12 protein-coding genes are annotated in these 13,855 nt (G+C 55.7%); 5 read left to right on the top strand and 7 right to left on the bottom strand.

The features are described from left to right. Window positions 1–30: 30 nt before the first annotated feature. The 4 genes from LDN84_RS13335 (at window position 31) to LDN84_RS13320 (ending at window position 3,984) form a co-directional block, all read left to right on the top strand. Window positions 31–1,839, top strand: a complete 1,809-nt coding sequence (locus LDN84_RS13335) for a DUF3373 family protein (protein ID WP_223903942.1) — start codon at window positions 31–33, stop codon at window positions 1,837–1,839. Window positions 1,840–1,918: 79 nt separating this feature from the next. Then, window positions 1,919–2,239: a hypothetical protein gene (locus LDN84_RS13330; protein ID WP_223903941.1), complete on the top strand. Its 321-nt coding sequence runs from the start codon at window positions 1,919–1,921 to the stop codon at window positions 2,237–2,239. A gap of 93 nt (window positions 2,240–2,332) precedes the next feature. Next, complete coding sequence (locus tag LDN84_RS13325) at window positions 2,333–3,379, top strand: rhodanese-like domain-containing protein (protein ID WP_223903940.1); 1,047 nt, start codon at window positions 2,333–2,335, stop codon at window positions 3,377–3,379. Further along, on the top strand, window positions 3,361–3,984 hold the full coding sequence (locus LDN84_RS13320) for a rhodanese-like domain-containing protein (protein WP_223903939.1): 624 nt from the start codon (window positions 3,361–3,363) through the stop codon (window positions 3,982–3,984). The genes LDN84_RS13325 and LDN84_RS13320 overlap by 19 nt, the downstream gene beginning before the upstream one ends. 71 nt (window positions 3,985–4,055) lie before the next feature. Here the strand turns inward: LDN84_RS13320 and arsB are convergent, their stop codons facing one another. The 7 genes from arsB to rpoD form a co-directional block, all read right to left on the bottom strand. After that, window positions 4,056–5,123: an ACR3 family arsenite efflux transporter gene (gene arsB / locus LDN84_RS13315; protein ID WP_223903938.1), complete on the bottom strand. Its 1,068-nt coding sequence runs from the start codon at window positions 5,121–5,123 to the stop codon at window positions 4,056–4,058. Between the two features lie 3 nt (window positions 5,124–5,126). Then, window positions 5,127–5,627, bottom strand: coding sequence for an arsenate reductase ArsC (locus LDN84_RS13310; protein ID WP_223903937.1), 501 nt, complete (start codon window positions 5,625–5,627; stop codon window positions 5,127–5,129). Then, complete coding sequence (gene arsA / locus LDN84_RS13305; RefSeq protein ID WP_223903936.1) at window positions 5,620–7,413, bottom strand: arsenical pump-driving ATPase; 1,794 nt, start codon at window positions 7,411–7,413, stop codon at window positions 5,620–5,622. The genes LDN84_RS13310 and arsA overlap by 8 nt, the downstream gene beginning before the upstream one ends. Continuing rightward, complete coding sequence (gene arsD, locus LDN84_RS13300) at window positions 7,410–7,772, bottom strand: arsenite efflux transporter metallochaperone ArsD (RefSeq protein ID WP_223903935.1); 363 nt, start codon at window positions 7,770–7,772, stop codon at window positions 7,410–7,412. The genes arsA and arsD overlap by 4 nt, the downstream gene beginning before the upstream one ends. Before the next feature lie 32 nt (window positions 7,773–7,804). Next, the gene (locus LDN84_RS13295) at window positions 7,805–8,134 is read right to left on the bottom strand and encodes an ArsR/SmtB family transcription factor (RefSeq protein WP_223903934.1); all 330 of its coding nucleotides are present in this window, start codon (window positions 8,132–8,134) and stop codon (window positions 7,805–7,807) included. Between the two features lie 199 nt (window positions 8,135–8,333). Further along, window positions 8,334–11,231, bottom strand: a complete 2,898-nt coding sequence (locus LDN84_RS13290; protein ID WP_223903933.1) for an adenosylcobalamin-dependent ribonucleoside-diphosphate reductase — start codon at window positions 11,229–11,231, stop codon at window positions 8,334–8,336. Window positions 11,232–11,502: 271 nt separating this feature from the next. Further along, complete coding sequence (rpoD, locus tag LDN84_RS13285; protein ID WP_223903932.1) at window positions 11,503–13,518, bottom strand: RNA polymerase sigma factor RpoD; 2,016 nt, start codon at window positions 13,516–13,518, stop codon at window positions 11,503–11,505. Here rpoD and LDN84_RS13280 point away from each other — a divergent pair. Beyond that, window positions 13,508–13,816, top strand: coding sequence for a hypothetical protein (locus LDN84_RS13280; RefSeq protein ID WP_223903931.1), 309 nt, complete (start codon window positions 13,508–13,510; stop codon window positions 13,814–13,816). The two genes, rpoD and LDN84_RS13280, sit on opposite strands and share 11 nt — an antisense overlap. The last annotated feature ends 39 nt before the right edge of the window (window positions 13,817–13,855 follow it).

Genomic DNA, 13,855 nt, shown 5'->3' with positions numbered 1-13,855 from the left:
ATTTTTATGTTCGATTTTTAGGAGAAGATGATGGACAAGAGGTTTAAACAAAAGCTGTTGGTCGCTTTGATTGCTGGCATGTTGCTGCCTATGGCTGCCATGGCCACTGAGGCGGAACTGTTAAGCCGCATCGAGGCGATGTCACGCGAGCTGGAAGCACTCAAGGCACAGGTCAAGGCCAATGAGGCCAGAACGACCCAGACTGCTGAGCAAGTCAAGGCCGTGGCAGCTACGGCGGCTCAACCCGATGCAAGCGCATTGGAGGATCTGAAGAGTCAGGTGGCCAAGCTCGAAGGCAAATCGCTAAGTAAATGGTTGACTGTGGGTGGCGACTATCGTTTCCGTTACGACTACCTTGAAGGACAAACCAAAACCTTTACCGATGTGAATGCGACTTTTGCCAACGCGCAAAGCACACTTCAATCAGAGTTTTTTGCCAATCCGGCAGCCGCTTCCAGCCTCAATCCTGCATGGACCAGTGCACAAGCCTTGACCGGTTTGATGGGTTTTGCACAAGGCATGAGCCAGGTTCAGACGATTGACCAAGCCAACGCTTTTTTAGGAGCCAACGCCGCGATGGTGGGGGCCATGGGCGCATTTGCCAAGACCGTGCCCGCCTATAAACCGAAAAACACCAGCCTTTACAGCAACCGCTTTGGCTTGGACTTGAATGCCAAGGCCACGCAAGACATCAGCGTGAGTGCTCATCTGAATATGTACAAGGTGTTTGGCTCGCAAAATGACGGTTCCGTCACCAACAGTGGCAGTGCTCCCTTCTTTGCAGACCGTGTGGGTGTTTTTGATGGCACGCTGGGCCATGTGCCGTCCACCAGTTACCTCAATGTGGATCGGGTGTATGCCACCTGGAGCAATATCGCTGACAAAGAAATGTGGTTCTCGGTGGGGCGCAGGCCCTCTACCGGTGGTGCCCCCAGCAACTTGCGCAACAACACCGCCGTGCGTCCTGGCAATGGCGGCACGCCAGCCTTGTTGGTGGACTACGCCTTTGATGGCATGACTTTGGGCTATGCGCCAGAAATTGATTCCTTGCCCGGAGCCTATGCCAAGTTCTGTTATGGCCGTGGCCTGGAAACCGGCTTCACCAACTCCAGCGGCAACTCATTGGCAGACACCGACATGGTGGGTATTTCGCTGGTACCCATTGACACTGATCCGCTGCGCGTCTGGCTGCAATGGAACCGGGGCATGAACATCTTTGATGCGCCGACCATGAACAACACCTATTTTGGCAACACTGTCGCCAAAACCAATTTGGGTGACATTGACTGGCTGGGTGCTGGTTTCATGACCACGCACAAAAATATCGGCCCTGGCACTTTGCAAGTCTTTGGTGATGTCGCCATGAGTGTCACGCACCCGAACAACAACGTGTCGTCTCAATTTGGCTTTCAGGGTTTGATGACCGGAGCCTTCTTCCAGCCTGAAGCGCCTACCAGCAAGACCGGCACGGCGTTTGCGCTGGGTGTACGTTATGACTTGCCGTCCAAATCCAAGTTTGGATTTGAGTGGAACCATGGCTCCAAAAACTGGATCACTTTTGCCCCGGCCGCTGACGACATGTGGACCGCCAAAGTGGGTACAAGGGGTGATGTTTATGAAGCCTACTGGATTCAGGAGCTGGATCGTCAACCGATTTCGTCTTATGTCAGCAAAGCTTTCTTCCGGGTGGGTGTGCAGTACTACAAATTTGACTATACCGGCAGCAACAACTGGGTCGGTGCACCTGTGGCTATCAGTGCTGTCAATGGCGACATGATGACCACGACACCACTTGAGAATGCGGTCAACCTGTACGCCACGTTTGAGGTCAAGTTCTGATGATTGATCCCTGTCATTGATGGTCTTGACCGCTTTTAATGCGCATTTTTCACTTTATTCATTGCCAAAGGAGCACAAAATGAAAACCAAACTCTCTACCCTGATGGTCTCACTTGCCGTCGCCTTGTCGGGCCTGGCTTATGTGGGCAACGCTGCTGCAGAAGAAGGCAAGATGGTTGGCCCTGTCACCAAAATCACGCTGGCTGCAGGTGGTAAGTCAGCCACTGCTGTGCTCAAGGACAGCAAAACAGGCGAGTCTGTCACGCTTACCATCACCGATGATCTGACGCTGGACAAGTTCAAAGACAAACGCATTCAGGAGGGTGATGAAATTCGTGCCCGGTTTGAGAAAGATGGCAAAAACACCAGCAAGTCATTCAAGAAAACTGCGGGCTGCTGAATCACTTTTAATCCCACCACCGCCCACGTCTCCTGCGCGGTGGTGGGTGCCATTTGATGGGAGACACCATTCTCATACTCAAGGAGCGACGTGATGAGACGCATTCTTTTGGGGCTTGCACTGTCCGGTGCATTGGCTTGTGCTGCCCTTGCGGCAGATGTTAAGGTTGAGGCTGACGAGGTCATTAATGACCAAATGGTGGGCTTTTATGAACAAGGCTCCATTGGCAAGAACGTCTGGGTGGTGGACAGCCGTCCTGTCGGAAAGTTCATTGCCGGGCACATTCCGGGTGCAGTAAGTTTGCCATTGGATATGCTCAAAAAAAATCCAAACAGCGCGGAAAAATTGGGTGCACCCAAAACCGGCAAGCTGGTGTTTTACTGCTCTGGTCGTGAGTGCACATTGTCGGTGGATTCTGCAGCCATGTTCAGAGAGATGGGTTACACCGATGTCTGGGTTTATCGCAATGGTGTCCCAGGCTGGAATCAAAAAGCACAGCCTTTGTTGGCTGAAGCCGACTTCATTCAAAAAGGCAACTTGGTACTGATTGATACCGCACCCGGTCAGGACACCATTTCTGTGGCCTCCAATAAGCTGGTTCAATTGACTCAAGCTGACCTCAGGAGCGCAAAGGGGCATAACGCTTTAGCGAACCTGTCTAAAAATGCGCCCATTATGGTGCTGGATCGTGGTGATATGGGTCTGGTCAATGGTGTTCTGGAGGATTTACGTGAACAAGATTTTCGACGACTGGCTTATTTTCCGGTGAAAGCCTGGAAAGGTGCCATGGCAGCGGCACCCGCCCTCACGATGATTACATGGGCACCCATCTACGGGCCTGGGCAAATTGCTCCCAAAGACTTTGAGGCTGCGGTTGCTGCCAACAAGTTCATCTTGGATGTGCGCCCCACTGCAGACTTTGTAGGTGGACATTTCAAAGGTGCAGTCAATCTTCCGATAGAAGACATGGAGCGGGATTTTGCCAAGATTCCCAAGGACGTTCCAGTGTTTGTGAACTGTGCCACGGGTGCCAAAAGCCAGAAAACCTACGACATTCTGGGGCGTAAGGGCTACACCAATGTGTCGTATCTGGATGCAGAGATCGCCTGCAAAGGCGAGTCATGCACGATCAAAGAATGAACCGATGGATCGCTTTGGCGTTGTTGACTGCGCTTGGCTGTCTGGGCGTGCAGGCGGGTGAGAACCCGCCACTGCGCATCACGAAAGAGAGTCATGAATTTGTAGTGCAGACTCCCAGGGGCCCGTTGGTGATTACCCGGGTCAAGACGGCATTTGGCATTGACAAAGGTTATATCCAGCCCTTGGTGCCGCAGCCCGGTGTGACACCTGTCACGGAAATTGAAGTCATGAAGGCGCTCAACGATCCTGCAACCTTGGTCATTGACATGCGGGACGAAGATGCGCCCTTGAAAACAACCATTCCTAACACCTACCACATTCCCTACAACGAGCTGGAAGATCACATGGCTGAGCTGGGCTGTGCATCGATCGGCAAAAACCAGTGGAATTGCGCGGATGCCTACAACCTTGTGGGTTTTTGTTATGGTCCGATGTGCGTCCAGAGCCCGGCAGGCATCGCCATCCTGGTGCACATGGGTTTTCCTGTCAGCAAAATTTCGTACTACCGTGGTGGTATGACCGACTGGGTGGCGTTGGGTTTGACCACGGTCAGCGGCAACCGGCCTCTATCCAGCCGGGTCAAACTCCCAGTCCACTCTCAGTGATCCAACCAGTGAGCCATCCAGAGGGCAGTGTGGCGACCGTTGGATGGGAGGAGCTGCCACTGGCCCATGTGTCAGCCGCGTTCGTACCATCTCTTGCTGCGGTTGACAATGTTCACCACCAGCAGCATCACCGGTACCTCAATCAACACCCCCACCACGGTGGCCAGTGCCGCACCGGAATGAAAACCAAACAGGCTGATGGCGGCGGCCACGGCCAGCTCGAAAAAGTTGCTGGCACCAATCAGGGCCGAAGGGCAGGCAATGTTGTGCTTTTCACCCACCACCCGATTCAGCCAGTACGCCAGCGCTGAATTGAAAAACACCTGAATCAAAATCGGCACCGCCAGCAGCGCGATGATGAGCGGTTGCTGGATGATGGCCTCACCCTGAAACGCAAACAGCAGCACCAGCGTGGCCAGCAGTGCGGTGATCGACCAGGGGCCGATCTTGTCCATGGCGCTGTCAAACGCTGCCTGTCCCTTGGCCAGCAAGGACTTGCGCCAGCCTTGCGCCAGCAGCACCGGAATGATGATGTACAAACCAACCGAGATCAGCAGCGTGTCCCACGGCACGGTGATGCTCGACAAGCCCAGCAAAAACGCCACCAGCGGGGCAAACACCACCACCATGATGCTGTCGTTCAACGCCACTTGTGACAGGGTAAACAGCGGGTCACCCCCGGTCAGGCGGCTCCAGACAAACACCATGGCGGTGCAGGGCGCGGCGGCCAGCAGAATCAGCCCGGCGATGTAGCTGTCAATCTGGTCGGCAGGCAGCAGCGGTGCAAACAGCGTGCGAATGAACAACCAGGCCAGAAATGCCATGCTGAAGGGCTTGACCAGCCAGTTGACAAACAGCGTGACCCCAATGCCCCTGACATGCTGACGCACCTCACCCAGGGCAGAAAAATCCACCTTGACCAGCATCGGGATGATCATCACCCAGATCAACACCCCCACCGGTAGGTTGACCTGCGCCACCTCCATGCGGCCAATGGCTTGAAACACGCCGGGCAAAAACTGGCCCAGCAAAATGCCAGCAACGATGCACAAGGCCACCCACACGGATAGGAATCGCTCAAACACACTCATCGGTGCGCCAGCAGCGCGTTTGCCAGTCACTTCACATTGGGCACTCATGGCTTACTCCTTGGCCAGGTCGCGGGCGGTGTTTTGCAGCAGGGTTTTTTCCAGCTTGGCGGTGGGCAGGCTGATCAACAGGTCCAGGCGGCGTTTGAAGGCCAGCAGGGTCTGGCGAAACGCTTCCAGTTTTTCAGCATCGGTGCCATCCCCGGCTGAAGGGTCGGGGTAGCCCCAGTGGGCGGTGGCGGGTTGGCCGGGCCAGTAGGGGCAGACTTCACCAGCCGCGTTGTCGCATACGGTGATCACCAAGTCCATGCGCGGCGCATCGGGCAAGGCAAATTCATCCCAGCTTTTGCTGTACAGGCCTTCGGTGGAAATACCAGCATGTTGCAGCACTTGCAGCCCTAGCGGATTGGGTTGCTGGTTGTCACGCGGGCTGCTACCGGCGGAATAGGCCTTGAAACGGCCACCACCGATATGGTTCAGGATGGCTTCGGCCAGGATGCTGCGGGCCGAGTTATGCGTGCACAAAAACAGCACATGGAGGGTTTTGTCAGTCATGTCCAATTTCCTGAGGTGAGTTGAGTTTGGGGGAAGGGCTGGTCAGTTGCAAAAGGCGTTGAACCCCCACGGGTTCTTCTTGTCTGAGCGGCACCAGCGCATAGCGGCTGGCGTGTTGCTGGGCCACGGCATCGATTTCACGCAACTCGTTGTGGGCGCGGGCTTGCAGCAAGGGTGAGCTCACCTGGGTGGCAGCCACACAGTTGTTCAGCACCCAGGCCCAGGGCTCAATGCCAGCGCGGCGCAGGTCGGCTTGTAAATTGGCGGCTTCCAGCACCGGTGTGGTCTCGGCCAGGGTGACGATCAGCACCTTGGTTTGCCGGGGGTCTTGCAACTGCATCATGGGTGTGGTGAAGTGCGCTTGCGGACCCATTTGGCGGGCGATGTCGCGGTGGTAAGCCCCGGTGGCATCCAGCAGCAGCAAGGTGTGGCCGGTGGGGGCGGTGTCCATCACCACAAACTTCTTGCCGGCTTCACGAATCACCCGGGAGAAGGCCTGAAACACCGCAATTTCTTCGGTGCAGGGCGAGCGCAAATCTTCTTCCAGCACGGCGCGGCCAGCCGCATCCAGTTGCGCCCCTTTGCTGGCCAGCACCTGGGCGCGGTAGGCCTGGGTGACTTCGTGCGGGTCAATGCGGCTCAGCGTCAAATGGTCTAGCGTGCCATCCAATGTTTCCATCAGGTGCGCGGCTGGGTCAGAGGTGCTCAGGTGCACCGGGTAGCCGCGTGTGGCCAGTGCCACCGCCACGGCGGCAGCCAGCGTGGTTTTGCCAACACCACCTTTGCCCATCAGCATCACCAGGCCGTGGCCGTCCTGGGCGATCTCGTCTATCAATGAACTCAGGCTGGGGGCGTGGGGCGGTTGGATTGGCACAGTTTCGGTAGCCAACTCGGTGCTGCGGGTGTGCGCCAGCAATTGTTGGAGGGCCGCCAGCCCCACCAGGTTAAACGCCTTGAGTTCAATCCGGTCCGTGGGCAAGTCGCGCAAAGCCTGTGGCAAATCGGCCAGCACGGCCTGTTCACGCGCAAAAATGGCTTGGGCCAAGGGGTCATGTGCGGCCTCAAGCGCAGGAAACACGCCATTGATCACCAGATACTGCTGGCTCAGGCCAATGCCTGCCAGTTCGTCGTGGGTGCGGGCTGCTTCATTTAATGTAGCGGCTTGCGCACGTGCCACAAGCACCAGACGTGTTTTTTGGGCATCAGCCAGGGCCTCCACAGCGGCCTTGTATTGGGTGCGCTGCTTTTCCAGCCCGGCCAGTGGGCCCAGGCAGGAAGCATCGCCTTTGCCGTCTTCCAGAAAACCGCTCCAGGCTCCGGGCAGTTGCAGCATGCGAATGGTGTGACCGGTGGGCGCAGTGTCAAACACGATGTGGTCAAAGTTCTGGGTCAGGGCGCTGTCGGTCAGCAAGGCGGTGAACTCGTCAAACGCGGCAATCTCGGTGGTGCAGGCCCCTGAGAGCTGTTCTTCAATGCCCTTGACCACACTCTCGGGCAACAGGCCACGCACCGGGCCGACGATGCGGTCGCGGTAGGCCTGGGCTGCCGCTTGCGGGTCAATCTCCAGCGCGCTCAGATTGGGCACAGCCGCCACCGGCGTGATCTGGTTGCCAATGGCCATGCCAAACACCTGGCCCACGTTGGAGGCTGGGTCGGTGCTGACCAGCAACACCCGTTGGCCTGCGGCTGCTAACTGCACTGCGGTGGCGCAAGCGATCGAGGTTTTGCCCACGCCGCCCTTGCCGGTGAAGAACAGAAAGCGTGGGGCCTGCTGCAGGAATTTCATCCGCAGCACTTTCCACCGCTGCAGCATGCGCCACTTGTTGGCGCGGGGGTGTCTGTCGGCGTGCCGATCCAGCGGGCCAGATCGTCCCGGCTGGGGTAACGCCCGGCAAAGGCCACTTCGCCATCAACCAGGGTGATGGGCAAGGCGGCTTTGCCAGAACGCTCCAGCAAGCCCTTGACCGCAGCATGTTCGGCAAAGGCCATGGGTTGCTGGGCTAGGTTGAAGCGCTCTATGCTCAAACCCTGCTGCTTGGCCCAATCGACGTTGGCCGAAAAATCAACCAGTTTCTGGTCAACATCCGTGCCACACACGCCGCTGCTGCAGCACAGGGCGGGGTCAAAGACTTGGACTTTTTTCATGGTGTGTTTCCTTGGGTGTAGGGGTGAAAAAATCAGTTGTGGACTGTGGGTTGGCACAACTCGGCGCATTGTTCGGGGTGGCCACCGCAGCATTCGGCGGTCAGATAGCCAATCAGCTCCTGCATCAGCGACAGGTTGGCTCGATAGCGTTGATAGCGACCCTCTTGCACCACCGATACCAGTTGTGCATGGGTCAGGGCTTTCAGATGGAACGACAGGTTGGTGGGTGGCACGCCCAAGGCGCTGCCAATTTCACCGGCCACCAAGCCTTGCGGCCCGGTTTTCACCAGCAGGCGGTAAATGTCCAGCCGCATGCCGGAGGAGAGTGATTCAAAAATGGTGGTGGCAAGGTTTTTGTTCATGTTTCAATGATACAACTTTATTTGAATCATTGAAATAAAAAACAGAGAACCCGCTCACAGCATTGGAACCCGTTTTAATTTGCTAGGTAATACCGATCTAGCCGGGTGAAGCTTTTGGTTCTGTTCGGACTGTGAGCCTGTTGTAGTCCTTCAACTGGCTCATGACGAGAGGCCCAAACTTAATTGGGCCGAATCACCATTAACCGCACTGACCTACATAACCACAAGCGGTGCAAAAATCACAGCCGTCTTTGTGGATCACCGTGGGGTTGCCGCATTCCGGGCAGGTTTTTCCAGCCATGGTTTTGGTTGTTTCACGAGTTTCCGGGGTGTCGAGCACACCCATGTCGCGCAGCGGGTAGCCTTCTTCATTCAAGATGCCTAGCATGGCATAGCGGTGAATGATCAGCCGGGCAATGTAGGCTACGGTGGATGGCCAGGTTTGTTGGCGTTTTTCGCCGTTGGGCAAACCCGGCACAAAAGCCATGAAATGGCCCAGGGGTTCGGCGTAGTTGAGTAGCTTGCGCAGTTTCATGCCAATCCATGCGGGGTCAATCACCCGCATGTCCAGTGACAGCAGGCGTGCTAAGCCGTCCATGGCTCTAGGGTAGTTGCCGCTGAACCCCACAGCGCAGGGGCGTGTCACCATATTGCCATCTGGCCCAGGCAGATTCACTTCTTTCAGGGTCACGGTAAAAGATTCGCTGGTGGCAGGGTTATCCACGTCTACCGCCCAGGCCAGCGTGCCTGAGGGGCCGGTAATGGGTTCGTTGCGACTGAACATGGCATCCAGGACAGGTGTGGCAGCGGCCGAAGAGTCCGCGGCTTTTTTGCCAGACTGTGCAGCGAGTTGGTCGCAGCGCCAGCGGATCACCGCTGCGGTGGCGGCGACTACGCCCGGGAAGGGGCGTTTTTCGCCATGTGGCGGAAAAGGCATCTCAAACGGGTGTTCTTCTGTGACGGTTGCCAGTGCATCAAGCTTGAGAGCCAACCAAGCTGGGTCATTGGCACGCAAGTCCATGGACAGGGTTTTGGCCAAGGCACCCAGACCACGTGGTTGCTCAGCCCCGTTGACCCAGACTTCAAAGGGTTGCAGGCCGCATCCATCTTGTGCAGGAAGCTCACCAATAAATAGCGCAAAGTCGCCAAACGGATGGTGCACCATGAAGGTCCAGGCAGTGTTGCCCCCGGGCAGGGTGGGTCGACCAGGCCAGCGCAGGCTGGATAGCACGGCGGTGGGTAAGCGGTCTAGCTTGAGGCGGTGGTTAGTGCCGTCAATTTTCAGTGGCTTGGCTGGGGTGGTGGTGGGTGTCACACTCAGCACTGAGCCAAGCACCGAGTTCGGGCGGTATGTGGCCAAGCCTTTCAGGCCCGACTGCCAAGCCTGGGTGTACAGCCCTTGGAAATCTTCGTAGGGGTAGTCGGCAGGGACGTTGACGGTTTTGGAAATGGCCGTGTCAATGTAGGGGGCTACCGCGGCGACCATTTCGGCATGGGCTTGGGCGCTCATCTCCAGCGCAGTGACGAATGCATCCGTCAATGGTGCGTTGTTGCCCTTGAGGTGGCGGTACAGACGCCAGGCGTGGTCTTCTACGGCGTATTCTTTGAAGCTGCCGTCAGGCATGCGTTTTTTACGGTTGTAGGTCCAACTGAAGGCTGGTTCGATGCCGTTGCTGGCGTTGTCGGCAAAAGCCAGACTGATGGTACCTGTGGGGGCGATGGACAGCAGGTGTGAGTTGCGCAGGCCATGTTGTCGAATTTTTTTCTTCAGAGTGGCTGGCAGACGCGAAGCGAAGGACTGGCCGTTGAAGAACAGATCGGCATTAAACAGTGGGAATGCACCGCGTTCTTGGGCTAAGTCGCTGGAGGCTTGGTAAGCGGTGTCTCTCATCAATACTGAGATTTCCCGCGCCATGTCACGTGCTGATGCGGTGTCATAACGCAAATTGAGCATCACCAGAGCATCCCCCAAGCCGGTAAATCCCAAGCCGATCCGGCGCTTGCTGTTGGCCTCTGCTTGCTGCTGTGGTAAGGGCCAAACGGTGGCGTCCAGCACGTTGTCCAGCATTCGTACCGCTACGCGCGCTACTTTGACAAAGGCTTCTTTGTCGAATTTGGCAGCCTCAGAGAAGGGCTCATGGATAAAACGCGTCAGATCGATCGAGCCCAGGCAGCAGCAGCCGTAAGGGGGGAGTGGTTGCTCCGCACAAGGATTGGTGCTGGCGATGGTTTCGCAGTACGCCAGGTTGTTGTCGCGGTTCATCTGATCCAGAAACAGTACGCCGGGTTCAGCATGGTCGTAGGTGCTGCGCATGATTTGGTCCCACAGCGTACGTGCTTTGAGTTTGCGGTAAACCCACATACCTTTGTTTTGATCATGGTATGAGCCAGACTCTTTTTGGGCCGCACCCGGTTCGGCTTTGTGAACCAGGCAGAAGTCGGCATCGGCTTGCACAGCGTTCATGAATTCATCTGATACGCCGACCGAAATGTTGAAGTTTTTCAGGTCACCCTTGTCTTTGGCATGGATGAATTCTTCAATGTCAGGGTGGTCACAACGCAACACGCCCATTTGCGCGCCACGTCGTGCTCCAGCGGACTCTACCGTCTCGCACGAGCGGTCAAACACACGCATGTAGCTGACCGGGCCAGACGCGCTGCTTTGGGTGCTGCCCACCCAAGCACCCCGCGGGCGAATGCGTGAAAAATCGTAACCTACGCCACCACCTCGGCGCATGGTTTCAGCGGCCTCGGTAAGGGCGGTGTAAATGCCGGGGTGGCCGTCTTCCACATGTGCAATCGAGTCACCCACGGGCTGTACAAAGCAATTGATCAAGGTGGCTGCCAGATCAGTGCCTGCGGCGGACTGAATGCGACCGGCAGGTAAAAAACCGGCCTCCAGTGTGGTTAAAAAACTGGCTTCCCACTGTGCTTGCTGCTCGGGTGCTTCCACTTTAGCCAAAGCGCTGGCAACACGTTGGTTTACGTCGGCAATGGTTTTCTCAGTGCCTTTACTGTATTTTTCAAGCAAAACTTCTGTGCTGATGGCTTGTCCTGGCAATGTAGTCAGCGGGGAAATGGTGGTGGATTGGGGCATGGTGGCTTTCTGTGAAAACGGGCTGCGATCGTAGGCTTGAGCCATCTGCGCATTATTGATGTATCGCAAAACAAAAGTATTGAAATGCAAAAAAACACTATAGGTAGTGATGTAATTGATTATTGTAACTAAATGTAGATTGCTTTGACTGGATGCCAGATCGCCGTTACGGTTAATATGCCATGAAAAAAATAGCGCCTTGCACCCTATTTATAAGGGTTCAAGGCGCTATTTGTACTTGAAACTGCGGTATCTGAAACTTGGAACTGTTTTACAGATTGTCCGTAAAGCTGCGCAATTTGTCGGAGCGGCTCGGGTGCTTGAGTTTACGCAGGGCCTTGGCTTCGATCTGGCGAATACGCTCACGCGTCACGTCAAACTGCTTGCCGACTTCTTCCAGTGTGTGGTCATTGGTCATCTCGATACCAAAACGCATACGCAGCACCTTGGCCTCGCGTGGTGTCAGGCTGTCAAGAATGTCTTTGACCACGTCGCGCAGGCCAGCCTGCATGGCGGCTTCCATCGGGGCGGTGTTGGCACCGTCTTCGATGAAATCACCCAGGTGGCTGTCGTCATCGTCACCAATCGGTGTTTCCATGGAAATCGGCTCTTTGGCGATTTTCATGATCTTGCGGATCTTGTCCTCGGGGATTTCCATGCGTTCGGCCAGTACCGAGGCATCGGGTTCGTAGCCGAACTCCTGCAGATGCTGACGGCTGATGCGGTTCATCTTGTTGATGGTTTCGATCATGTGTACCGGGATGCGGATGGTGCGCGCCTGGTCGGCAATGCTGCGGGTGATGGCCTGGCGAATCCACCAGGTGGCATAGGTCGAGAACTTGTAGCCGCGGCGGTATTCGAACTTGTCGACTGCCTTCATCAGGCCAATGTTGCCTTCCTGGATCAGGTCAAGGAACTGCAGGCCACGGTTGGTGTACTTCTTGGCAATCGAGATCACCAGACGCAAATTGGCCTCGATCATTTCTTTCTTGGCCGCACGTGAGGCGTATTCGCCTTCGTTCATGCGTTTGTTGATGTCTTTGAGGTGATCCAGGGGCACCACCACCTTGGCTTGCAGGTCAATCAGGCGCTGCTGCAATTCTTGTACCGGTGGAATGTGGCGGCCCATAGCGGCACTCCAGGGTTTGCCTGCGGCGGATTGTTTTTCAATCCATTTCAGGTCAAGCAGGTGGCTGGGCACCTTGTTGTGATGTTTGTCACGACCACTGAATTCTGCGATGAACTGGACTTGTGGGTAGCCACATTTGTCCACAATGATGCGGCGTAGTTCGCGCTCTTTTTTTCGCACATCATCTACCTGGCCACGGACCATGTCACACAGCTTTTCAATGGTCTTGGCGGTGAATCGAATCGACATCAATTCATCAGACAAAGCACGCTGGGTTTTGACGTAGGTGGGTGTGCCGTAACCTTCTTTTTCATAAGTTTTGTGAATCTTTTCAAAGTATTCACGCAAGCGGTCAAAGCGGCTCATGGCCTCTTTTTTCAACTCTTCGAGCTTTTTGGTGAGTGCCTTGGAGCCACCTTTGCCATCGTCGTCGTCGTCCGCATCAAACTCGTCAAAGTCTTCTTCGGCCACATAGTCGTCGGCTTCGTTGGGGTTGGTGAAGCCGTCCACAATGGTAGTAATAACGACTTTGTCAGAACGAATGTCTTCGCCCAGTTGCAGCACTTCGGCAATGGTGGCGGGGGATGCTGAAATGGCTTCCATCATGGCCATCAGGCCACCTTCGATGCGTTTGGCAATTTCAATTTCGCCTTCACGGGTCAACAACTCGACCGTGCCCATTTCACGCATGTACATGCGCACCGGGTCGGTGGTACGGCCAAATTCGCTGTCGACGGTGCTGAGTGCGGCTTCGGCTTCTTCTTCCGCCTCTTCTTCGGTGGCTGCGGTGGGGCCATTCTGGTTGAGCAGCAGGGTCTCGGCATCAGGGGTGTGCTCGTAAACTGCCACACCCATGTCGTTGAGCATGGAGATCACCACTTCCAGCGTTTCGGCATCGACCAGCTTGTCGGGCAGGTGGTCAGAAATTTCGCCGTGGGTCAGGTAGCCACGGGTTTTGCCGAGCTTGATCAGGGCTTTCAGACGCAGGCGGCGTTTGGCCAGATCTTCTTCAGACAGAACGGTTTCGTCCAAACCAAACTCTTTCATCAAGGCACGTTCTTTGGCCTTGCTGATTTTCATGCGCAGGGGTTTGACCTTTTCCGTTGTAGCTTCTGCAACCTCGGGTTCACCAACCAGGTCGTCCTCAATGTCAGACATGTCCAGATCGTCTGCGTCATCTTTTTTAGCGGCCTTGGCTTTGGGACCACGCTTGGCCCCTGTAGCGGGTTTGTCAGCAGTTTTTGTTGATTTCGTAGCCTTTTTCTTTTCAACAATTTCAGCACCTTCAACAATAACTTTTTTGTCTTCAGCAGGAGCTTTTATTTTGGTCTTGGCAGTGGTCACAGGGGCGGCTTTCGGTTCAATAGAGTTACTGGCAGTCTTTTTGGCAACGCTGGCTGGCGCTTTTGGCGCGAGATCTTTTGGGGGCTTGGTAGCGGGCATGGAGATACCTTAAAACAAGGAAACAACAAACAGATTCACGCTTTTCAGGCCA

This window comes from Rhodoferax lithotrophicus (assembly GCF_019973615.1).
Classification (GTDB): domain Bacteria; phylum Pseudomonadota; class Gammaproteobacteria; order Burkholderiales; family Burkholderiaceae_C; genus Rhodoferax; species Rhodoferax lithotrophicus.
Note: the sequence above shows the minus strand (reverse complement) of the source record. Positions and strands in the feature narration are given on the sequence as shown.

Excerpts from the sequence above, each read along its gene's own strand:
- LDN84_RS13335 (WP_223903942.1), top strand. The coding sequence starts at position 31 with ATGGACAAGAGGTTTAAACAAAAGCTGTTGGTCGCTTTGATTGCTGGC.
- LDN84_RS13330 (WP_223903941.1), top strand. The coding sequence starts at position 1,919 with ATGAAAACCAAACTCTCTACCCTGATGGTCTCACTTGCCGTCGCCTTG.
- LDN84_RS13325 (WP_223903940.1), top strand. The coding sequence starts at position 2,333 with ATGAGACGCATTCTTTTGGGGCTTGCACTGTCCGGTGCATTGGCTTGT.
- LDN84_RS13320 (WP_223903939.1), top strand. The coding sequence starts at position 3,361 with ATGCACGATCAAAGAATGAACCGATGGATCGCTTTGGCGTTGTTGACT.
- arsB (WP_223903938.1), bottom strand. The coding sequence starts at position 5,123 with ATGAGTGCCCAATGTGAAGTGACTGGCAAACGCGCTGCTGGCGCACCG.
- LDN84_RS13310 (WP_223903937.1), bottom strand. The coding sequence starts at position 5,627 with ATGACTGACAAAACCCTCCATGTGCTGTTTTTGTGCACGCATAACTCG.
- arsA (WP_223903936.1), bottom strand. The coding sequence starts at position 7,413 with ATGAAATTCCTGCAGCAGGCCCCACGCTTTCTGTTCTTCACCGGCAAG.
- arsD (WP_223903935.1), bottom strand. The coding sequence starts at position 7,772 with ATGAAAAAAGTCCAAGTCTTTGACCCCGCCCTGTGCTGCAGCAGCGGC.
- LDN84_RS13295 (WP_223903934.1), bottom strand. The coding sequence starts at position 8,134 with ATGAACAAAAACCTTGCCACCACCATTTTTGAATCACTCTCCTCCGGC.
- LDN84_RS13290 (WP_223903933.1), bottom strand. The coding sequence starts at position 11,231 with ATGCCCCAATCCACCACCATTTCCCCGCTGACTACATTGCCAGGACAA.
- LDN84_RS13280 (WP_223903931.1), top strand. The coding sequence starts at position 13,508 with ATGTCAGACATGTCCAGATCGTCTGCGTCATCTTTTTTAGCGGCCTTG.
- rpoD (WP_223903932.1), bottom strand. The coding sequence starts at position 13,518 with ATGTCTGACATTGAGGACGACCTGGTTGGTGAACCCGAGGTTGCAGAA.